Here is a 23,637-nt window from a genome sequence, read left to right as displayed (position 1 = left end):
GGAAAAATTTCAATCAAGCTTATTTTATTTTTAAAATAATTCTAATTTATAAGTGTTAAACGTAAATTCTACATTTTTCTATTACTGATAATTTGGGAAAAAAACAATAAAAAATCATCAATATCTTTAGAAGTCGTACACCGTCCTATTGAAATACGAATTGCTCCATTTGGAACATGGTACCCCATTGCTTTCAAAACTTTGCTTTGTTTTACTTTTCCCGAAGAACAAGCAGAACCTGTTGATACAGAAAATCCTGCCAAATCAAAAGCAATTTGCATAGTTTCAGCTTTTATATTGCGTACAGTGAAATAAGTTGTGTTTGGCAAACGCCGAGCTCTCTTGCCAAAAATCTGAACATCACTACAAATTTTCTGTATTCCATCCTCTAATTTATTGCGTAAACACGTTAAGTCTTTTATCTCTTCTTGGCTAAAACAATCAGCCATCGCTGCTCCAAAAGCCGCAATAAGTGGCAATGCTTCTGTTCCTCCACGAAAACCTTTTTCTTGCCCCCCTCCAACAATAAGAGGATATGGCATCAGAAGGTTGCTACATGAAACAAAAGCACCAATCCCTTTAGGTCCACCAATTTTATGCGCAGACAGTATAAAAAAATCCCCCCCTATTTGATTAATATCAACAAAATTCTTGTCTACATATTGTGTCAAATCAACAATAAGAATACCTCCAGAATCCCGAACGATAGCAGCTATTTCTTTTATTTGTTGAATAACACCAGTTTCACCATTTGCAGCTTGAATAGCAACAAGAGGGAGACCTTTTGTTGTATCGTGAACAGCTAAGAGAGAGACTAATTCATTTTGTTGAATGAGACCATCTTGATTAACAGCAACTGTGCTGATGAATTCTTTAGAAAAACGTCCCCCTTCTGCAACAGATGGATGTTCAGTGGCTCCAATGTAAAGGTGAGAAAATTGAACTTTAGAGCTTCCCATATTATAAAAGGGTGTTAATAAAGTCATTGCTGCTTCACTCGCACCAGACGTAAATACGATATGGTCTGGATGTGTGTTGAGCTTTTCAGCAACTTGTCGACGCGCCTTTTGCAATAACGCTTTAGCAGCACGTCCTTCTGCGTGAACGGATGATGGATTACCAAATATTTCCAAAGATTCCAGTAATGCTCTCCGCGCAATTTCCTTGAGCGGTGTTGTTGCATTATGATCAAAGTATCGACGTTTTACAACCATTTGACATCGCAATCATTAATCTTATGAATTGATTACAAAAATAGCGTAATTTTCTTGAAAAATGCATTTAAAAAAGAATATCTAGTGATTAAGTAATAGATTCTACGGTAAAAGTCGCCCAAGGTCAATGAGGGCCTTTATAGCATTTAAGGAGCATGCAATGCCAGAAATTATTTTTAATGGTCCCGCAGGTCGGCTTGAAGGGCGTTATCAGCCTTCACAACAGAGAAATGCACCAATTGCAATTATTTTGCATCCTCATCCTCAATTTGGTGGCACAATGAATAATAAAATTGTTTATGATCTCTTCTACATGTTCCAACAACGTGGTTTTACTACATTACGTTTTAATTTTCGCGGTATTGGTCGCAGTCAAGGCGAATTTGATTATGGAGTAGGAGAACTTTCAGATGCTGCAGCTGCACTCGATTGGGTGCAAACACAGCACCCTGATTCTAAAAATTGCTGGGTAGCTGGATATTCATTTGGTGCTTGGATTGGTATGCAGCTTTTAATGCGCCGACCGGAAATTGAAGGCTTTATATCTGTTGCTCCTCAACCTAATGTTTATGACTTTTCATTCCTTGCTCCTTGCCCCTCCTCTGGGCTTATAATTCACGGCGATATCGATAAAGTTGCTCCCCAAAAAGATGTCCAACTGCTTGTAGATAAGCTAAAAACACAAAAAGGAATCACCATTACACAAGAAATACTGGAAGGTGCTAATCACTTTTTTAGCGGATACAACAAAGAGCTTATTGAACGATGTGCGCAATATTTGGATAATCATATTACAGATGAATTCCTTTCTCCTCCACCTAAAATACTTTCACTTACTTAGAAAAGTTAGAAATTTATAAGAAATAAAAAAAATCATTCTGATAAAAAAGAGGCAGCTTATTTTTTACGCTGTTTCTCCAGCTTTCTTTAAACCTACTGCATTTTAAGGATAAAAAATAAGTTCCTTCTTTATCACAATGAGAAGCTTTTCCTCTTACAGTACACGAACAAAATAGCATTTACGTTATTTTTCACTGCCAATATTTCTTGTTCTCTTGTGAGATACGTATTACTTGTGCTAGAGATAACGCATTAAAAATCCGCTATATAAACAAATGCAATATTAGTCAGGAAATAAATGTGCTTGCCTTTAAATCTGATTTTTTACACATTATGAGCGAACGGGGCTTTGTCCACCAAATTTCGGATGAAAAAGGCTTAGATGATCTTTTTTCAAAAGAAACTGTAAGCGCCTATATTGGATTTGACCCTACAGCATCGAGTCTGCATGCTGGAAGTCTTCTTCAAATTATGATGCTTTATTGGTTACAAAAAACTGGTCATCGCCCTATTGCTTTGATGGGTGGAGGAACAGGATTGATCGGTGACCCTTCCTTCAAAGATGAAGCACGACGTCTTCTGACACAAGATGATATTGCTGCAAACATCGCGGGTATTAAAAAGGTATTCTCTAACTATTTAACATTTGGTGATAAAAAAAACGATGCATGCCTTGTCAATAATGCTGAATGGTTATGCAATTTAAATTACTTAGAATTTTTGCGTGATATAGGAAAACATTTTTCTATAAACCGTATGTTGTCATTTGATTCTGTCAGACTCAGACTTGAGCGTGAACATTCTTTGTCATTTTTAGAGTTTAATTATATGATCCTACAAGCTTATGATTTTGTCGAACTTTATAAGCGTTATGGGTTACGTATGCAAATGGGTGGCTCTGATCAATGGGGCAATATTATCAATGGAATTGAATTAGGGCATCGCTTAGGAACACCACAGCTGTACGCATTAACTTCACCATTGCTAACAACTTCCTCCGGTGCCAAAATGGGTAAATCATTGAATGGAGCTATATGGCTTAATGCAGATATGCTTTCACCTTATCAATTTTGGCAGTATTGGCGTAACACAGAAGATGCTGATGTTACACGTTTTTTAAAACTTTATACCACATTACCAATGGATGAGATTCATAAACTTTCTGCATTGAAAGGGACTGAAATTAACGAAGCAAAGAAAATTCTTGCAACAGAGATTACAGCAATGTTGCATGGACGCAATCTTGCAGATGCAGCAACAGAAACCGCTCGTAAAACTTTTGAAGAAAAAGCACTCGGTGAAAGTCTTCCAACTATTGAAATTAATGCTACAGAATTAAAAACGGGTACTGGATTGCTGACACTTTTAGTACAAGCAGGACTAGCTAAATCTAACAGTGAAGCACGCCGGCATGTTCAAGGCGGAGGCGTACGTGTAAATGATCAAATCATTGAGGATGAAATGCGTCTTATTATTGAAGAAGATATCAACGCAGAAGGAGTAATTAAACTTTCCTTCGGTAAGAAAAAACACGTTTTGATGAAACCATTGTAATTTATTTAAAGTTCTTTGCTCTCATCATATAATTTTTGATATTCTTTTTCTGCATAATGCTTATGTTTTCTACACTGCCCTCATTTTCTCAATTCAATCTTTATGGTACAATGAACTCTGTTAAAAACTATTCAAATAATGTACTCTAGAGAGCTGAATAGTTACTTCTTCTATGTATCAATGCTTTACACTTACCACACAGAAAAGAGAGAAAAAACAATGACAAGACGGATGAAAGGCACTCTTGCTCCTGATTTTGATTTGCCACGCGATGGTGGAGGTAAATTATGTCTTTCCGATCTTCGAGGAAAAGCTGTTGTTTTATATTTTTATCCGAAGGATGACACTAGTGGATGCACGAGTGAAGCTATTGATTTCACGCGCTTGAAACCAAAATTTGATGAAATCGGGGTTATTATTATTGGAATATCTCCAGACAGTGTTAAAAAACATGATAAATTTAAAATAAAACACGAGCTTGATATCACCCTCGTTTCCGATGAAGAAAAAACGACTCTTGAAGCATACGGTGTTTGGATTGAAAAAAGCATGTATGGGCGCAAATATATGGGTGTTGAACGAAGCACTTTTCTGATTGATGTAACTGGGAAAATAGTAGAAGAATGGCGTAAAGTTAGCGTACCTGGACATGCCGAAAAGGTATTAGCTGCTGCTGCACTTTTAAATCATAATGATTTATAAACTTTGTTATTCAAGAGCCTATAAGACACGAAAATTACTCCCCTATTTATTTTAGTAGATCTGGGCACGAGTTTGAAATTAACGAATTAAGAAATATACCTGCAAAACCCTAATATTGTATCTGATTAATCAGTATCTTCACTTTCTTGGCCTTTTCCGTAAATGCGTTGAGAAAGTGCTGCCTCTATAAACGAATCTAAATTGCCATTCAATACGGACTGTGGATCAGTATTTTCAACACCTGTGCGTAAATCTTTAACAAGTTGATAGGGTTGAAGAACATAAGATCTAATTTGGTGTCCCCATCCAATTTCTTTTTTAGAAGCTTCAACAGCATTTGTTTCTTCTTCTCTCTTTTTCAGCTCTTCTTCATAAAGCCGAGCGCGCAACATAGACCACGCAGTTGCTCGATTTTTATGTTGAGAACGCTCTGTTTGACATTGAACAACAATACCTGTTTTTATATGCGTAATGCGAACTGCAGAATCTGTCGTATTAACATGTTGCCCTCCAGCTCCTGATGCACGATATGTATCAATACGAACATCTGACTCTGAAACATCAACTTCAATATTATCGTCAATGACTGGGTAAACCCAGATGCTTGCGAAGGAAGTATGGCGCTTTGCATTAGAATCATACGGTGAAATCCGTACCAAACGATGAACGCCCGATTCTGTCTTTAGCATACCATAAGCATTATGCCCTTTTACGAGAATAGTCGCTGATTTTATTCCTGCTTCTTCTCCATCATGAGTTTCCAATACTTCGACCCTCATTTTATGCAGCTCAGCCCAGCGCGTATACATGCGTAACAGCATAGAAGCCCAATCTTGGCTTTCTGTCCCTCCTGCACCAGCATGAACTTCCAGATAAGTATCATTTGAATCTGCTTCTCCTGAAAGAAGCACATCAATTTGCCTTTTATCTATCTCATTCTTAAGATCACGTATTGAATTTTCTGCATAAGTGATAATTTCGATATCACTTTCTTCTTCACCCATCGCGATTAATTCAATACACTCTTCAAGTGTTTTTGTAAATGATTGAATATTATTGATTGAATCCTCAAGATGCTGACGCTCACGCATCATATCTTGCGCTTGTTGAGCATTATCCCAAAGTGTTGGATCTTCTGCTTTTTGATTGAGATATTCGAGACGTTTTAGTGATTGCTCCCAGTCAAAGATGCCCCCTTAGCAACTTAATTGCCTTCTGAATTTCATCAACCAATGTCTCTATTTCTGCACGCATAACTTAACACCTTCATCTATAACTTTTTACACTTTTCTTAACAACAATCTTAAGCACTTCATGCCAACATAACAGCATGTAGCATAATTACAAACTCACAAAACTTATTTCTTCAACCACGTCATCAAAATGGGTGAATGTTTTCCATGTCCATTTGTTATGTCAAAGAGGATTGTTATTATTTAGTATAATCCATCAGCACCACTCTCAAGAGCCTTATTGACCTGTGGAGAAGTCGTTTCTGAAGGAACACCTTCCTGAAAAGAGTTTGTACTACCAATTACCTGATATATATCGGCAGGCCCAGTCCCTGGCTTAAATGCTTCTATAATGACATCACGATCCCCTGCTTCAGCAAGCATGCCCGTTCTACGATTAATCGGCATTAAAATCATACCCTTTGGCATTTTAAACGGTACATCTGGCTTCCCTTTCAAAGCAGCTGCCATAAATTCACCAAAAATAGGCGCGGCTAATGAACTTCCTGTTCCGCTGTACCCTAACGGTGCTGGTTGATCATAACCAATAAAAATACCAACGACAAGATCAGGAGTAAATCCCATAAACCACACATCTTTAGAATCATTAGTGGTTCCTGTTTTAGCGGCAATATGTCGATTGAGAAAACGTAAACGTGCAGCTGTACCGCGCTGAAAAACTCCTTCCATCATTGATGTAATCTGATAAGCTGTCATAGGATCGAGAACTTGATCCCGTTCATCAATCAATGCGGGTTCACTTTGATTATCCCATGACTCAGCGTTACAATTCTCACAGATACGGTTATCATGACGATAAATCGTTCTTCCATAACGATCTTGAACTCTGTCTATCAGAGAAGGGTTAATAGAACGCCCTCCATTAGCAATAACTGAATAAGCCGTAACCATTCGTAAAACTGTTGTTTCGGCAGCTCCTAAGGCCATGGGAAGGTACGGTTGCAATTTATCTACAACACCAAAACGCTCTGCATATTCAGCTACAAGAGGCATTCCCATATCATGGGCAAGCCGTATCGTCATAAGATTGCGGGAATACTCAATGCCATAACGCAGCGTTGAAGGCCCTGCAAATGTACCACCATAATTTTTAGGTTGCCAAACCTCACCATTATATTGACGAATTTCGATGGGGCCATCTAAAACAACTGACGCTGGTGTATATCCAGTGTCGAGTGCTGCTGCATACACAAAAGGCTTAAAAGCAGAACCAGGCTGACGATAAGCTTGTGTTGCACGGTTAAATTCAGATGATGCAAAAGAAAATCCCCCTACCATCGCAAGAACACGCCCTGTACGAGGCTCCATAGCAACAAGCGCACCTTCAACCTTTGGGATTTGTTGTAAACGATAAATGCGGTCTGTATTTGGTACTTTTTCAACAAAAACAACATCTCCAACTTGCAAGAGATGAGATAAACTCTGAATAACTTTTTGATGTCCATTTTTTTTCACAATATTTAGTGCCCACTTTGAATCGGCTTCAGACAAAACAGCAATTTCTCGTTTATTTGATAATAAACCTGAAGCTTCACGCTGTGGCTGTAAACCAATCTCTACTTTATTAGCGTTAGCAGAAAGCACAACTGCTAAACGCCATTCAGGAACATCACTTAACCCTGTGATGTTTGCAAGCTCTCTACCCCAATCATCTTTCTTATCAATATGTTCATAAACTCCACGCCATCCTTGTGAATGATCAAATTTAATTAATCCATTGCGTAAAGCACGTTGAGCAAAAAGTTGTAAATGCGGATCAAGTGTTGTACGAATTGAAAGCCCACCTTCGTAAAGTGTTTTTGCTCCGTAGCGATTCATTAAACGGCGACGTACTTCTTCAGTAAAATAGTCAGCAGCAAAAACATAGCTATCGCTACCGCGTATTGTCGCGCCTAAAGGTTTTGCTTTAGCTTTTTCAGCTTCTTCACGTGTTACATATCCATTTGCAACCATTCGATCTATAACCCAATTGCGCCGACTAATAGCACGTTGTGTATTTTTGAATGGATCGTAATTTGCTGGACCTTTTGGAAGAGCAGCTAAATAGGCGCACTGCTCTAAAGTAAGATCATTGACGGATTTATTGAAATAAGTCAAAGCTGCTGCTGCGATGCCGTAAGTACCACGGCCAAGATAAATTTCGTTAAGATACAGTTCAAGAATATGATCTTTTGAATAGGTCTTCTCAATACGCATCGCCAGAATAGCTTCCTTCAACTTACGTTTTAATGTTGCCTCTGAATTTAAAAGGAAGTTTTTAGCGACTTGTTGTGTAATGGTTGACGCCCCTTCTGGACGTTTTCCAGAACCAATATTACGGATATTATTGATCAAAGCTCTAGAAAGCCCTTCGGGATCTAAACCAAAATGGTGATAAAAATTTTTGTCTTCAGCAGAAATAAAAGCTTCTTTAAGAGTCTTTGGTATTGACTGAATCGGTAAGTAAAGACGATGTTTTGTTGCAAACTCTGCCATAAGGCTACCATCAGCAGCATGGACACGAGTCATCACAGGTGGTTCATAGAGCGAAAGAACTTCATAATCAGGAAGCGCACTTGTCTGCTCCTTTGCTGTCGCTCCCAGGGTCACGGTTACTAAAAACCCAATCGTAACAACAAAACTAAGAAGATATCTAAAAAAAATTATCATAAAACGGCTATCGCTTCCTTCAAGAACTGTTCAAAGAGAAGATACGCTACCTCACCCGCCCCAAGCAGATATTGCCACTAGATTAAGCAAAGAAAAACTACTCTCCCTTTACGATTATACCAGAAGTTCGCATTGATACTCTATTTTTTAACAAATTTAAAGAGGTTGCGTAATTTTCTGCCTATAATCAGCAAATTGACGAATAGAATGAGCAATAGAAGTAGCCATTTGTTTTCTCCATTTAGGATTGTTTAATAATTTTTCATCTTCTTTATTTGATAAATAGCCTATCTCTATCAAGACAGAGGGTATATCTGATGCTCTTAAAACTTGAAAATTAGCATATCTATGAGGATTGTTTATCAGATTGATATTACTTTTTGATAAGTTTGAAACAACGCTATTAGCAAAATTCACCGAGAATGCATGCGTTTCACGGCGGGTAAGATCAAACAAAATATCAATGACTTCAAGCGATTCTTCTGCAGGCAAACCATCAAGCAAATCAACTTTATTTTCATTTTCAGCTAAAGATTTTGCAATTGCATCAGATGCCTTATCCGATAAGGTATATACTGTAGCGCCACGAAGAGAATGTATATTAATGGTATCCGCATGAATGGATATAAAAAGATCAGCACCAAAATCTTGCGCTTTTTTAACCCTTTCACTTAATCTTAAAAAGATATTAGAGTCGCGTGTTAAAGCAACAGTGATATGAGAATCTTTTTTTAATTCATCCCGCAGTACACGTGCAAAAGCTAGTGTTACATCTTTTTCCAAAATTCCAGTAATACCTCGCGCACCACCGTCAATTCCACCATGACCAGGATCAAGGACAACACGAAAATTATGTGCCGGAACTCGTTGTACTTTTGTATTGAGAGTATCTTTTTGTTGTTTTTCAAATAGTTCATAAAATTTTTCTTGTGTACTTTTACTGATATCAATCAACAGCTGCCATAAACCATTATCTAATTTTTGTACTATACTTTTTTCAACAACAAAAGCAATTTTGCTCGTCAAAATAATACGTGAAGTCCGTATATCAGAGAAACCATAATACACATCAGATAACATGCTTGATAATATATTTTGTTTCTTTAAAGATATATTTTGCGCTGAAAATGTAGGTAAATTAATAACCAAACGCGCAGGCTTATCCAAAATCTGCAAACGAACATCTGGTTTAGCATCAAAAACTGCGATAATACGCGTGTGTGCACTATCGCCAATAGTTCGTAAATTGACAAGTTGCAGGGCATCTTCAGCATGGATATTTGTTTGGAATATTAAAAAAAACAATAAACAACACGGGATGTACAAAAAAACATTCCAAAAGGTAACTTTCAGCTTTTTGGTAAAAAAACCTCTTATCATAAGCGAAATACTCTACATTCTACATTAGCAATAACTGATCTCAACTGTATAAAAGAAATGCATCAAATTTACTCCATATTTTTCAATAAATATTGAATCTTTCAGTTTTAAACACTCAAAAAAACTAAATTAAGGCGATGAAGGCATTATAATGCTATATATTTAATTGTTACTTGCCAAAACCATGATATCAACATAAAAGAACATTTACGTTTCCTAGCCGGTAGTGGCTATCTAAATTATCTTTAGTCTATATTAAGTTGTCTTTAAAAAAATTTATTGCATGTTACACATTTAGGCTTTTTATGGATGAAAATTCTTTATGTCATAAAAGTTAGGATTACGTTATTTAAGATTCGCTGGTTCGGATATCTGAACTATTTTAGAGATTGTTTCGCCGGAGACTTACAAAAATTATGAGTCGTACAAAACAGATGGAAATGATGATTAGAAATAGTGTAAGTGCAATCATGCATCTGCACGTAGTATCACGCCCTGTTTTTCTGGTGCTTCCCTTTTATGGCAGACAGGCCTTTATGTTTGCGAATACTCATACTATTCGTTTGAATAAAGTTGCGCATGTCGCCTTCAGGATTTTAACTCATGTCAAACAAAATGCTTATAGATGCCTCCCATCCGGAGGAAACACGTGTTGTTGTTGTTCACGGCAACAAAATTGAAGAACTTGATTTTGAATCAGAACATAAAAAGCAGCTTAAGGGGAATATTTATCTAGCACGGATTACGCGTGTAGAGCCGTCGCTCCAGGCAGCTTTTGTTGAATATGGTGGTAACCGCCATGGTTTTTTGACGTTTTCTGAAATTCATCCCGATTATTATCAAATTCCTATTGCTGATCGTCTCGCTCTTCTTGAAGAAGAGGAAAAAGCTGCTGTGGGAGAAAATTATGCAGATGCTCTTACTGAAGAAACAAACAAAAATAAAAAACGCTCTAGAAAAACAAAAAAAGATGAGCGTAACAGTATCATGGCAGCGGATGTTGAAAATGATATCACCTCCGAAGCGATAACAGTTGATGATGCAGAAGAAACATTTGACGAAAGTGTTTCTCATGATGATATTGAAATGGTTGGTGCAGAGGATGTACGTGAAGAACTCCCTACCTATCAGCGAAAACAAGGACGTCAGTATAAAATTCAAGAAGTGATTAAACGACGTCAAATTTTGTTGGTACAGGTTATCAAGGAAGAACGTGGTAATAAAGGCGCTGCACTCACAACATATTTATCACTAGCAGGTCGTTATTCTGTTTTAATGCCCAACACAGCGCGTGGTGGTGGTATTTCACGAAAAATCACGAATGTACAAGATCGCAAGCGTCTTAGAGAAATTGTAAAAGAATTAGCTGTTCCAAAGGGTATGGGAGTTATCTTACGAACTGCTGGAGCAAATAGAACAAAAGCTGAAATTAAACGCGATTATGAATATCTCACGCGACTATGGGATACCGTTCGCACTTTGACACTCAAATCTACAGCACCGTGTCTTGTCCATGAAGAAAGCAATCTTATAAAGCGCTCTATACGAGATCTTTACAATAAGAATATCAATGAAATTCTTGTTTCTGGTGAGCAAGGATACCGTGAAGCAAAAGACTTCATGCGTATGCTCATGCCAAGCCATGCAAAAGTTGTGCAACCCTACCGCGATCCTATTTCTCTTTTTGCACGCAATAATATCGAAATTCAACTTGATAAAATGTTGCATCCACAAGTTTCTTTAAAATCTGGTGGTTATCTTGTTATTAATCAAACAGAAGCGCTTGTTGCTATTGATGTAAACTCTGGCCGCTCCACCAAAGAACTTTCTGTTGAAAAAACAGCATTACAAACAAACCTTGAAGCAGCAGAAGAAATAACGCGTCAATTACGCTTACGTGATCTTGCTGGTTTGATTGTGATTGATTTCATTGACATGCTTGAAGAGCGCAATGTGAGACTGGTCGAAAAAAAGTTGAAGGATTGCTTAAAAAGCGATCGTGCCCGTATTCAAGTTGGTCACATCTCGCACTTCGGCCTTTTGGAAATGAGCCGTCAACGTATTCGCGTATCGGTCTTAGAAAGCACAACACAACCTTGCCCGCATTGTGCTGGAACAGGAAATGTGCGCTCTGAATCATCAATTGCTTTACATGTCATGCGCTCAATTGAAGAATATCTCCTTCATAATCCACAACATAACATTATTGTGCGCACACCCGTAACAACAGCGCTTTATGTGTTAAACCACAAACGCAATATTCTTGTTAATCTAGAAGCACGCTTTAAACTGAATATTAGTATTGAGGCAGATGATAGCATTGGAACGCAACATCTTATTATTTCTAAGGGTACAATAGCAGAGGACGTTTCTCAATCTACATTGGCCTTTGAAGATGACAGTAAAGAAGAAATCGAAGATACTACCTTAATAAACAACAAATCTATTGAGGATAAAATACCCGTAGAAACGAACCAAAAACGTCGGCGTAAAAATCGTCAAGGAGAGATTAATGATAATCCTCTTCCTACTGTTCATAAAAAAGATGATACGTTAAATGATAATTCTCATCATCGAGTCCGTCGTCGGGGACGTCGTGGTGGTCGACGTAATCAAGATAGTAGTTTTTATCAACTTCGTATTCCTCACGCAGAACCAGTAGGAGATTTTGCGAAGCAACCCTTGGAAAAAATTAAAACATCACATAACAAACGCCGTATTCCAATTTCTAAGTCTGCTCAATTGGAAAAAGAAAAAAACGATACACAATACCTGGGTATACAAAAAGATAAAACTGTAGTTGATACGACTGCTAAACTTAAAAAGCGTAAAACACGTTCTTCAAAAGCGATGCAAGATCAGCCAACCCCTGAGAACAATCGGAATGTAGCAACATTAGAAGTTCTTGAAGAAATGTCTACAGCCGACTCGATACATAAAGTTAAAATAAAAAAAGTGGACAAATCTACTCATGAGATAGAGGAAAAAACTCCTGAAAATCGCAAAAAATCAACACGTAAAACACGCAAAAAATCACTCTCTAAAGAATCAATATCAGAGCAGAAAACTGTATTAGAGGAATCTGTCGAACAAACTTCTTCCAAAGCTGAGGAGAAAGCTAACCATTCCGTTGTTGTAACATCAACGCCTGATGATGCTCCAAAAACTAGGCGTATTGGTTGGTGGAAACGCAAAACTCTTTTAAAAAGTTAAGCATAAAAAAAACCGCCACAAAATATTTGTGGTGGTTTATAAAATACAGAGAATAAACTCCCAAAAATGTATTCTTACTTTTGTTTGGCTTTTTCTTGCTCAGCACGCATACGATCTTCAATCTCTTTTTGTTTTGATTGAATAGCTTGCTGCAACTTTATTTGCTCTTGTTGAAAATCTTTTTCTTCCATACCAGGACCTGTGTATGCAGCTGTGAATCCATTAAGAGAAAATTCAATAGGATTAGCTGAACCACGAAAATTAATTGTGGTCACAACCATTTTCAAACCACTTTTCATAGCAGAAATGAGCTTATCATCTAAAACATCATTGGCAATACAACTCGGCCCATTACAAATAATGTAAGGAATTTTTTTAGAAAAATTATCTCCTATTTGAATATGAACGCCTTCTGGTAAAAAACGACCTGTAGGCACTTGAATACCTATACGTCTTTCATTTTGTTTTCCTTTTATTTCAACGAGATTAAAAGCCGTTAAAGGCTGTCCAGTATTTGATAGAACAGTGTTCATTGTATTACAAACATCAACATCATGCTGCTTACTGCAAACCTTATACCAACCTTGAGATAAACCTTGTGCATCCGCAGAGGTATGGAGTGCAAAAAAAAGAGCAAAAGCTCCAGCTAATATTGAAACAACAGAATAGACATTTTTATGCGACATGATTAAATTAATCCTTTCAACGCGCTTTTGCAATAACCCAAAAATTAGGAATATTAAATATAATTTCAATCAAGTGTATTAAATTAAACCAATGAAATAACATCCTCTTGTATACTTCTTACTTCAATATAAAGAGAAAAGTCAAATTGGGAGAAAAAAAGCTGAAAATAGCCAATTAAGCTCTTATGCATTCATACACATTATCCCCTTATTGTGCTGTTGGTCTTTTATCAAATTTATCCATAAAATGCCTTAGTACAGTGGAATAAGGTAAAATTATATAATCGAATCAATATTATAATATAGTTAAAGTAAACTCCTATGTTATTCTACAGCTCTCATTACTTTAAAATTTTTTTTACATTTATAATTCTTCTTTTAAACGACGGAGCTCTAGCAACAGGCATTGCAATGCATGGAACTCCCAAATTGTCAGATAAATTTGAAAACTTTCCTTATGCATCTCCTGATGCAAATAAAAAAGGTAAAGTTACTTATGGTGTTGTTGGAACATTTGATGGATTAAACCCATTTGTAATCCGCGGTTTTAGAACAACTGCAAGGGGACTTTTCTCTGATGAACAATTTTCTGGTCTCGTGTACGAAACGATGATGGTACGCTCTCGTGATGAAGCTTTTACACTTTATGGTCTCGTAGCAGAAAAAGTTGAATTAAACAATGAACGCACTGAAATCACATTTTTTATTAACCCAAAGGCACGCTTTTCAGATGGAAAGCCTATAACAGTTGAAGATGTTTTATTCACAATAAAACTTCTTAAAGATAAAGGAAGACCTCCTTTTGACCGCTACATGAAGCGTATAGAATCTTTTGAAAAACTCGGAGACCATGGTATTAAAATACGCTTTCCGCACTCAAAAGATCGCGAATTTCCACTCCTTTTGGCAAGCGTAATGCCTATATTACCAAAACACGCTGTTAATATTGATGATTTTGAAAAAAACGGATTGAATAAAATTCCAGGGAGTGGTCCCTATATCATTGGGCATGTTGATCCAGGTGAACGAATTATCTACAAACGCAATCCTCATTACTGGGGTCAAAATCTTCCTGTTAATAAAGGATTAAATAATTTTGATACCATCCAAATCGAATATTTTCGTAATGATACGGCGCGCTTTGAAGCTTTTAAAAAAGGCATAATTGATGTCTTTATTGAAACAAATCCAAATCGTTGGCAACATTCCTATAATTTCCCAGCTGTTCGTGAAGGGCATATTATTAAAGAAAGTTTTTCAAAGGGAACTCCCGCTGATTTCATGGGGTTTGCTTTTAATACACGTCGCAATGTTTTTAAAGATAAAAGAGTAAGACAAGCTTTATCGATACTTTTCGATTTTGAATGGATTAATCGTCATCTTTTTAATAATATCTATACTAGAACAGAAGGTTATTGGGATGGATCTATTCTTTCAGCTGTTGGAAGACAAGCGAGTGAAAAAGAAAAAGCACTTTTAGCACCCTATCCTGATGCAGTTCTTCCGGAAGTAATGGATGGAAACTGGCGTATTTCCAAAACAGATGGATCGGGTATGGATCGATCAACTGCAAAAAAAGCTTGGAAACTCCTAAAAGAAGCAGGCTTTACCAAAAAAAACAACAGAGTTATTGACCCCAATGGTTTACCTTTTCACTTTGAAATTATGACTCAATCACTTGAAGAAGAAAAGATCGCACTTGCATTTCAAAGCACTTTGTTACGCCTTGGCATTCATGCTGAAATAAGAACTGTTGATGATAGTCAATATCAAAATCGTTTAGGAATATTTGATTATGATATGATTGTAGGAAAATTAAGAAACTCTCTCTCCCCAGGAAATGAACAAATAAATCGCTGGAGTTCGGCTTCTCAAAATCTGAAAGGAAGTTTTAATTTTGCTGGAGCAGCTGATCCTTCTATAGATGCGATGATAACAGCAATACTCGACGCTCACTCAGATGTTGATTTTATTGCAGCTGTTCGGGCTTTGGATAGAATTCTTATTTCTGGAAGTTACTATATACCACTCTATCATTTACCTGAACAATGGATCGCTCGTTGGTCATACATTAAACACCCCACTTATACATCGCTCTATGGGTATCGCCTTCCAGCTTGGTGGCGTGAATAAAAGATAAACATAAAATTGATCTTTATTCAATTTTTTCTCTTACTTACACAATGAGTTGAATGAAAAATTACATTCGAATCCGTATAAAAATGACATCTATTATTGAGTTATTATTGTACGAATTATAACATAAAAAGTATAAAGAGAATAAAAAAGAAAAAGATTTACATTACCAACGTAACTTTTATGCTGTGTTACAATATCTTATTATGAAATAATTAAACATTTTTCTGCACTGTGAAGATATTACCATAAGAATAAATATAACTATTTCGTGTTGAGCCACGTTATAATACGAAAAAGCGTGCGACTTATAGTATCTTTTCTCTTATTTGGAAGCATTATATTATGTACCTCCTTGATAGTTCTACAAAATACAGGGACATTTCTCACGTTTGAAAGAAATGCACGTTACCATAAACCTTTATATCATTAACTACCTCTTTTTCTTAAAATCAGAAATAGCTAACTCTGTTTAAAAAATTCAGCATGAGCATGTTGTATTCCACATATTAAATTATCAACAAAAAAGTTATAGTTAGCAATTTTTGTAATACAAAAATCATGTTATTTTATTTTTGCTTTTGTTCTTTAGAGAATTTGCAAAAAGCTATTATATGTTAATGTATTATCTCGATGTGGACGCACTATTTAATTTTTTCTTTATTATAGAAATACGTATTATAATAATAAGTTCTAAATAAAGATATAAAAATAACTTTTCTTCATAAACCTTAAAATTTGTCTTTATATAAACAAAATAAGGCAATAAATAAGTATTTTCATAGAATAACTCTATAAAAATGAGCGATAGTTTTGAAACAATAGAGAAAGTTTCTAAATAGAATGTTGCTCTGCCATTTCTACAAGTTGTGTCATAATAGTTGCCACTCCAACTAACCTTTTATCCACTGTAGCCCAATCACGAATAAGAGCGATACTTTGGTCTGGTCGAATTTTTGCCATTACGCCTTGTTTTCCAACCCATTGAACAAGAGCAATACTATTTGCAAAATAATTATTGCGAAATTGTATAACAACACCCTTCGGTCCAGTATCTAATTTTTCTACATGAGCTTTTCGACATAATGTTTTGATATAAAATACTTTAAGAAGATGTTGAACTTCAAGGGGTAAAGGACCAAATCGATCAATTAACTCAGCGGCAAATTCATCAATTTGCTCTAAATCATCAAGTTCTGTTAACCGACGATAAAGTCCCATACGTAATGATAGATCAGGCACGAAACTTTCTGGTATCATCACTGTTGTACCAAGTGAAATTTGAGGAGACCATTGTTTATCCTCATTTTTTTCGCCATCTTTTAACTCGGTAATGGCTTCTTCAAGCATTTTTTGATAGAGCTCAAATCCAACTTCTTTGATATGTCCTGATTGCTCTTCACCTAAAAAATTTCCTGAACCGCGAATATCCATGTCATGACTTGCTAATTGAAAACCAGCACCCAATGTATCAAGAGACTGCAAAACTTTAAGACGACGATCAGCAGTAGAAGTTAGAATTTTGCCAGAAGGAAATGTGAAAAGTGCGTAAGCACGTTGTTTTGAGCGCCCTACCCTACCACGTAACTGGTAGAGAGCAGAAAGACCAAACATTTCAGCGCGATGCACGATTAATGTATTGGCTGTTGGAATATCAAGACCTGATTCAATAATAGTTGTTGATAGCAGAACATCATATTGCCCATCATAAAATGCATTCATAATATCATCAAGTTGTCCAGCCGGCATTTGCCCATGAGCTATAATGAATTTAAGTTCGGGGACATGTGTTTTGAGATATTCTTCCACAAAAACAAGATCAGAAATACGAGGACAAACATAAAAACTTTGTCCACCACGGTAATGTTCTCGAAGCAATATTTCGCGTATAACAAGTGAATCAAACGGTGAAATAAAAGTACGTACCGCCATTCTATCAAGAGGCGGAGTCGTTATCAATGAAAGTTCACGTACCCCTGATAAAGCAAGTCCTAAAGTTCGTGGTATGGGAGTAGCTGAAAGTGTGAGAACATGAATATCACTTTTAAGTTCTTTTAAACGCTCTTTATGTTTTACGCCAAAATGCTGTTCCTCATCAATGATAAGAAGCCCTAACCGCAAAAAATTAACCGCATCGCTTAATAATGCATGCGTTCCAATCACAATATCAATCGTACCATCTGAAATACCCTTTTTGACTTGCGCCAGTTCTTTAGCTTTCACAAGCCTTGAAGCATGAGCAATTTTAACGGGTAATCCCTGAAAACGGGACATAAAAGTTTTATAATGTTGCCGTGAGAGCAAAGTTGTCGGCACAACAACAGCAACTTGATATCCATTTAATGCTGCAACAAAAGCACTTCGAATAGCAACTTCTGTTTTTCCAAAGCCAACATCGCCACATATTAAGCGATCCATCGGCTTGCCTGATGCTAAATCATCTAAAACTGCATCAATTGCATCTATTTGATCTTCCGTCTCTTCATAAGGAAAGCATGCAACAAATTCATCAAATGGTCCAATTGGTGGAACCAAAGCAGGCGCAGAACGTGTAGCACGCTCTGCAGCTATACGGATCAACTGACCAGCCATTTCCAATAAATGTTTTTTAAGTCGTATTTTACGTGCTTGCCAAGAAACACCACCTAACTTGTCTAACGTTACATCTGTTCCTTCCGTTCCATAACGTGAAAGAAGCTCGATATTTTCAATAGGTAGAAAGAGCCGGTCGCCTCCAGCATATTTAACTTCAAGACAATCTCGTAAAATTCCAGTTGTTGTAATGGTTTTAAGACCAACAAACTGTCCAATACCATGATCAATATGCACAACGATATCGCCAGAATTTAAAGCTGCAATTTCAGAAATAAAATTTGCATTGCGTTTACGCCGTTTTGGTGACCTTATTAATCGATCACCAAGGATATCTTGCTCTGTTATGATAGCAAAATCCTCAATCTCAAAACCGTGTTCTATCATTATAACAGCTGCTGACACACGATCATGTGATGTTTCTCTGACAGTTTGTAATGATTTTGCAACATCTATTTTTTTCAATCCGTGCTCATCAAGAACCTGCACCAAACGATTGAGAGACCCTTCACTCCAACAAGCTAAAAGCACTTTCTTGCCAGCAGCGCGCAATGAAGAAATATGATGAACGACACTTGAGAAAACATTTTTCTCTTGCGCATTACGCTCTTTTACAAAATCGTATCCCAGTTTAACATTCGCATGAACAATAGTTTGTCCAAAAGTTTGTGGAACATTAAAAGGCGTAAAATCAATATGTTTTCCAGATTGTTGCGCAATTTCTAAAACACGCTCTGGTGTTAAATAAAGAAGGCTAGGCTCTATCGGATGATAAGAAGTAGAACTTTCTTTATCATTTTCGCGCTCTTTGCGAGCATTATAATAATCTTCAATGAGGCGATAGCGCTCTATGAGAACTTCTTCTACGAGATGCTCAAAAACAATAGGTAAATTGCCGCAATGATCAAAAAAAGTGTCAAGTTTCTCATAAAAAAATGGTAACCAATGTTCCATACCAGCAAAACGTCGCCCTTGAGAAAGAGCTTCATAAAGCATGTTATTTTTTTGTGATACACCGAATGTACGGATATAGTTGCTTTTAAAGCGGCTAATAAGCTCAGGTGTAAGAACAACTTCACTCATCGAATGTAAAAAAAATTCAGTTCTTTTATTTGTTGTTCTTTGTGTTTCTGAATCAAATACACGGATGGTTTCTAGGGTATCCCCAAAAAAATCAAGTCGTAAAGGTTCAATATCAACGGGAGAAAAAATATCAAGAATTCCCCCCCTCACAGCAAATTCTCCAACATCACGGACAACCGTAACACGCTCAAAACCATTAGATTCTAGAAATTGAATTAAATGCTCCATACGAGTACGCTGGCCAACACGTGCGTGAATTACCTGCGTCTCAATCATTTCGCGAGGGGGAAGTTTTTGCATAATTGCATTTACTGTTGTTAATATAACTGCAGCGCGTGGACTCTTACGTAAATTTTCTATATGTGCCAAAGCTGATAGTCGATGTGCCATAACAGCAATCCCAGGTGACACACGATCATAGGGTAAACAATCCCATGCAGGAAATTGAAGTACAGGCAAATTTGGTTCAATAAAATTTAAAACTTGCTGTAAATGAGCAATTTTTGTTCCATCACGCACAACATAAATCAATGGTTTATCTTGTGCAATTTCTGAACTCAATTTAGCAAGCGTAAAGGCTTCAAATCCACCAGTAACTCCATTAAAGATCATGTGAGCAGAAGTGTTTTGTGGAATGACAATTTTTTTTAATATAGGCATCGAAATTAATTTAAATGTATGCAAATGTGATAGTTTACAATGTCACGAAAAAGTGGACTATCAACTTCAGAGGGTAGTGAAACTTCTCCTGTAACCCACGTCAATAAATCACGATCATCAAAAGACATAATATATTCAAATTCAGAAATCGTTTTATCACTCATCCCAGTGATATGGGCATCCACATAGTGTCCAAAAATTAAATCCATTTCACGAATACCGCGATGCCATGCACGAAAAACCAATCGGCGGCGACGAGCATCTAGTTGATTTTTGTCAACGACAAAAACTGTCATAAAAGTCTCCTTAATAGGTAAAAATATATAAATACTGTTTTTAATTTATAAAATAAATTTTGCCATTTACTTAGGGAAGTTCAATAATCTTTTTTTCTTTAAGCGTAATTCGACGATGCATTTGTTTGGCCAAAGCGTAATTATGTGTAGCAATAAGAGCAGAAAGACCAGCTTGATGAACAAGCGCAGATAAAGCTTGAAATACATAAGCTGAAGTTACAGGATCAAGGTTTCCTGTAGGCTCATCAGCCAAAAGAATCGAAGGACCGTTCGCTACTGCGCGTGCAATAGCAACACGTTGTTGTTCGCCACCAGATAACTCTGATGGACGATGGTTGGCGCGATGAGAAACACGCAGATATTTCAGCAACTTAAGTGCACGATTTTCTGCTATAGATTTTTTTAATCCTGCTATCATTTGTGGTATCATGACATTTTCTAAAGCTGTAAATTCTGGAAGCAAGTGATGAAATTGATAGACAAAACCGATATCATTTCGTCTGATAGCCGTTCGCTCATTATCAGAGCGCTTCGCACAAGAAATACCCCGTAACATCACATCACCAGCCGTTGGTTTTTCCAATAATCCAGCAATGTGAAGGAGTGTTGATTTTCCGGCACCAGATGGTGCTATAAGTGCTACAAGTTCCCCACGATTAAGGATAAAATTCGCTTTATCTAAAATAATGAGAGGTTGATTACTCTCAAAAAAATGTCGCTCAATCTCTACAAGCTCTAAAACAGCCGTCATTATTCATACCTCAAAGCTTGTACAGGATCCAGCTTAGCAGCGCGCCATGCTGGAATGAGTGCAGCGAGGAATGATAAAGATAAAGCCATTACAGCAACCAAGACTGTCTGTCTCCACTCAATTTGCGCGGGTAGTTTTGTTAAAAAATAAAGTTGAGGATTAAAAACATCAACATTAAATAACCAAGATATAAAATCCTGAATATGATTGATATTCGCGATCACTATTACACCAAAAATTAAACCAAATATTGTTCCAATAAATCCAATCATCATACCAGTAACGATAAATATACGCATAATTGCACTTTGTTGTGCACCCATCGTACGTAAAATTGCAATATCATGGCTTTTATCTTTTACAAGCATAATTAATCCTGAAATAATATTCAAAGCAGCAACAAGAATAATAAGAGAAAGAATGAAAAACATAACATTCCGTTCAATTTGTAAGGCTGAAAAAAAAGCCTGATTGCGTTCACGCCAATCCATTAAATAGGTTTGTTGATCAACAACTTTCTCTACAACTGGTTTTATTTGATCAACAGCATCAGGATGATCTAAAAATAACTCTAAAGACTGCACCTTATCTCCAAAATTAAAAAACATTTGCGCTTCATGAAGAGGCATAAAAACAAATATTGAATCATATTCAGACATACCAACTTCAAAAATAGCCATCACTTTATAAGCCTTAACACGTGGTGTAACTCCAAAAGGAGTCGCGTCACCATCTGGGGTAATGATACGAAGATCGCTTCCAACGGTCAGCCCTAATTTTGTTGCCAAACCACTTCCAATTGCGACACCTTCCTCTTTATCAAATTGAGCAAGCGAACCTAACTTAATATTTTGGGATATTGTTTTAAGCTTCTCTAAATCTTGTTTGCGCATACCACGCACTAACGCACCAGAACCTCCTTCAAATTCACCTTGAACAAGCGCTTGACCTTCAATAACAGGCAAAGAAAATTTTACACCGTTCACAGATTCTAAAGAAGAAATAAGAGTATTATAATCGGAAAACCCAGAATTAACTGCCTGAACAATAAGGTGTCCATTCATACCAAGAATACGATTGAGAAGTTCTGTACGAAAACCATTCATCACTGCCATAACAACAACGAGAGCAAACACCCCTAACATAATTCCAATGAGAGAAATGACTGAAATAACAGATGCAACGACATGTTTTTTATTGGGAATCATATAACGAAAAGCGATCATTCGCTCATAAGATGAAAACCATTTACTGTTCAACCTTTTCATAGCATTGCCTATAAAACTACAGAAAATTGTTTGAGTACATCTTCAACCGTTAGAGATTTTTTTACACCCGTTCTTCGATCTTTAATTTCAACTTCATTTTGCACAATACTTTTAGGCCCAACAATTATTTGTATTGGCAAGCCAATTAAATCCATCGTTGCAAATTTTGATCCAGGACGCTCATCTCTGTCATCTAATAATGGATCAAAACCAGCATGTATTAATCCCTGATAGAGAGTTTCACACGCATGCGTACATTTTTCATCATCTGGTTTCATATTGATAATACCAAAATCGAACGGTGCCATAGACCTTGGCCAAATAATACCATTTTCATCATGAGAAGCTTCAATAACTGCCGCGACAAGACGCGAAGGTCCAATACCATAAGATCCCATAGAGACCACATGTTCTTTTCCATCTCGCCCCATAACTTTTGCTCCCATTGGAGCAGAGTATTTAGTGCCAAAGTGGAAAATATGCCCCACTTCAATGCCACGAGCTGAAAGACGATTCTGATCAGCAACTTTAGCCCATTCTTCCTCGTTATGCATTTCTTCCGTTGCTGCATAAAAGGATGTCCACTGTTTAACAATATCAGCTAAAAGAGCTTTATCACTAAAATCAATTGAACTATGTGGAACAGTAAGCTCAAGAAATTGCCTATCACAGAATATAGCACTCTCTCCCGTTTCAGCCAAAATAATAAATTCATGGCTGAGCTCACCACCAATCGGGCCTGTATCAGCACGCATGGGAATTGCTTTTAAACCAAGGCGGGAAAAAGTGCGTAAATAAGCAATAAACATACGATTGTAAGATGTTTGAGAGCCTTCGAAATCAAAATCAAAAGAATAAGCATCTTTCATTAAAAATTCTCGAGAGCGCATCACACCAAAACGCGGACGGATTTCATCACGAAATTTCCATTGAATATGGTACAAATTGAGCGGAAGATCTTTATAAGAACGAATATAGGAACGGAAAATATCTGTTACCATCTCTTCGTTTGTAGGACCATAAAGTAAATCACGCTTTTGACGATCTTTAATGCGAAGCATTTCCAAGCCATAATCATCATAACGATCACTTTCACGCCAAAGATCTGCAGATTGAATTGTAGGCATTAATATTTCTATAGCACCTGCTCGTTCTTGCTCCTCACGAATAATCTTACAAACCTTATCAAGAACTTTTTTCCCCAAGGGAAGCCAAGAATAAATCCCTGATGTTTGTTGGCGAATCATACCTGCACGTAACATAAATCGGTGAGAAACAATCTCTGCTTCCTTAGGATTCTCTTTTAAAATAGGAAGAAAATATTGAGAAAGACGCATTAAAATAATTAACTCCTAACCAA

General features: G+C 36.8%; 15 protein-coding genes. 5 read left to right on the top strand and 10 right to left on the bottom strand.

From position 1 onward, the window contains the following. Positions 1-68: 68 nt before the first annotated feature. Positions 69-1,214, bottom strand: coding sequence for a cysteine desulfurase family protein (locus tag V3564_RS03030; protein WP_455481339.1), 1,146 nt, complete (start codon positions 1,212-1,214; stop codon positions 69-71). A 160-nt stretch (positions 1,215-1,374) separates the two neighbouring features. Between V3564_RS03030 and V3564_RS03025 the strand changes: the two genes are divergently transcribed. From V3564_RS03025 to V3564_RS03015, 3 genes are all read left to right on the top strand, one after another. After that, on the top strand, positions 1,375-2,055 hold the full coding sequence (locus V3564_RS03025; RefSeq protein WP_455481338.1) for an alpha/beta hydrolase: 681 nt from the start codon (positions 1,375-1,377) through the stop codon (positions 2,053-2,055). Between the two features lie 299 nt (positions 2,056-2,354). Continuing rightward, positions 2,355-3,608 (top strand): tyrosine--tRNA ligase, encoded by a 1,254-nt coding sequence (gene tyrS, locus V3564_RS03020; RefSeq protein ID WP_455481337.1) that lies wholly within the window; start codon positions 2,355-2,357, stop codon positions 3,606-3,608. Positions 3,609-3,827: 219 nt separating this feature from the next. Then, a complete protein-coding gene (locus tag V3564_RS03015) occupies positions 3,828-4,310 on the top strand; it encodes a peroxiredoxin (protein WP_455481336.1) in 483 nt (160 codons plus the stop codon). A 125-nt stretch (positions 4,311-4,435) separates the two neighbouring features. Here V3564_RS03015 and prfB read toward each other — a convergent pair. The 3 genes from prfB to V3564_RS03000 form a co-directional block, all read right to left on the bottom strand. Then, positions 4,436-5,564 (bottom strand): peptide chain release factor 2 gene (gene prfB, locus V3564_RS03010; protein ID WP_455481335.1). Its coding sequence is split into 2 segments (ribosomal slippage): positions 4,436-5,494 and positions 5,496-5,564, totalling 1,128 coding nucleotides; the frame shifts between segments, so codons are not numbered across the junction. A 182-nt stretch (positions 5,565-5,746) separates the two neighbouring features. Then, the gene (locus V3564_RS03005; RefSeq protein ID WP_455481334.1) at positions 5,747-8,212 is read right to left on the bottom strand and encodes a penicillin-binding protein 1A; all 2,466 of its coding nucleotides are present in this window, start codon (positions 8,210-8,212) and stop codon (positions 5,747-5,749) included. Between the two features lie 156 nt (positions 8,213-8,368). Next, positions 8,369-9,592 carry an N-acetylmuramoyl-L-alanine amidase gene (locus V3564_RS03000; RefSeq protein ID WP_455481333.1) on the bottom strand — a complete coding sequence of 408 codons (1,224 nt, stop codon included), beginning with the start codon at positions 9,590-9,592 and terminating at the stop codon, positions 8,369-8,371. Positions 9,593-10,195: 603 nt separating this feature from the next. Here V3564_RS03000 and V3564_RS02995 point away from each other — a divergent pair. Continuing rightward, complete coding sequence (locus tag V3564_RS02995) at positions 10,196-12,805, top strand: Rne/Rng family ribonuclease (protein ID WP_455481332.1); 2,610 nt, start codon at positions 10,196-10,198, stop codon at positions 12,803-12,805. 74 nt (positions 12,806-12,879) lie between these two features. Here V3564_RS02995 and V3564_RS02990 read toward each other — a convergent pair whose 3' ends face one another. Next, positions 12,880-13,491, bottom strand: coding sequence for an invasion associated locus B family protein (locus tag V3564_RS02990; protein ID WP_455481331.1), 612 nt, complete (start codon positions 13,489-13,491; stop codon positions 12,880-12,882). 321 nt (positions 13,492-13,812) lie between these two features. On the opposite strand from V3564_RS02990, the gene V3564_RS02985 reads away from it, so the two are divergent. Beyond that, positions 13,813-15,624 carry an extracellular solute-binding protein gene (locus V3564_RS02985; RefSeq protein WP_455481330.1) on the top strand — a complete coding sequence of 604 codons (1,812 nt, stop codon included), beginning with the start codon at positions 13,813-13,815 and terminating at the stop codon, positions 15,622-15,624. A gap of 837 nt (positions 15,625-16,461) precedes the next feature. Here the strand turns inward: V3564_RS02985 and mfd are convergent. The 5 genes from mfd to proS all read right to left on the bottom strand — a co-directional run bounded on the left by mfd (position 16,462) and on the right by proS (position 23,614). Then, entirely contained in the window at positions 16,462-19,962 is a 3,501-nt protein-coding gene (mfd, locus tag V3564_RS02980) for a transcription-repair coupling factor (protein ID WP_455481329.1), read from the bottom strand. Positions 19,963-19,967: 5 nt separating this feature from the next. Continuing rightward, on the bottom strand, positions 19,968-20,258 hold the full coding sequence (locus V3564_RS02975) for an FAD assembly factor SdhE (RefSeq protein ID WP_455481328.1): 291 nt from the start codon (positions 20,256-20,258) through the stop codon (positions 19,968-19,970). 70 nt (positions 20,259-20,328) lie between these two features. After that, complete coding sequence (locus tag V3564_RS02970; RefSeq protein WP_455481327.1) at positions 20,329-21,009, bottom strand: ABC transporter ATP-binding protein; 681 nt, start codon at positions 21,007-21,009, stop codon at positions 20,329-20,331. After that, complete coding sequence (locus tag V3564_RS02965) at positions 21,009-22,277, bottom strand: lipoprotein-releasing ABC transporter permease subunit (protein WP_455481326.1); 1,269 nt, start codon at positions 22,275-22,277, stop codon at positions 21,009-21,011. Before V3564_RS02965 ends, V3564_RS02970 begins: the two co-directional genes overlap by 1 nt. An 8-nt stretch (positions 22,278-22,285) precedes the next feature. After that, positions 22,286-23,614 (bottom strand): proline--tRNA ligase, encoded by a 1,329-nt coding sequence (gene proS / locus V3564_RS02960; protein ID WP_455481325.1) that lies wholly within the window; start codon positions 23,612-23,614, stop codon positions 22,286-22,288. Positions 23,615-23,637: the final 23 nt, after the last annotated feature.

Source organism: Bartonella sp. B12(2025) (assembly GCF_053795135.1).
This window is presented reverse-complemented; position numbering and strand designations above follow the sequence as displayed.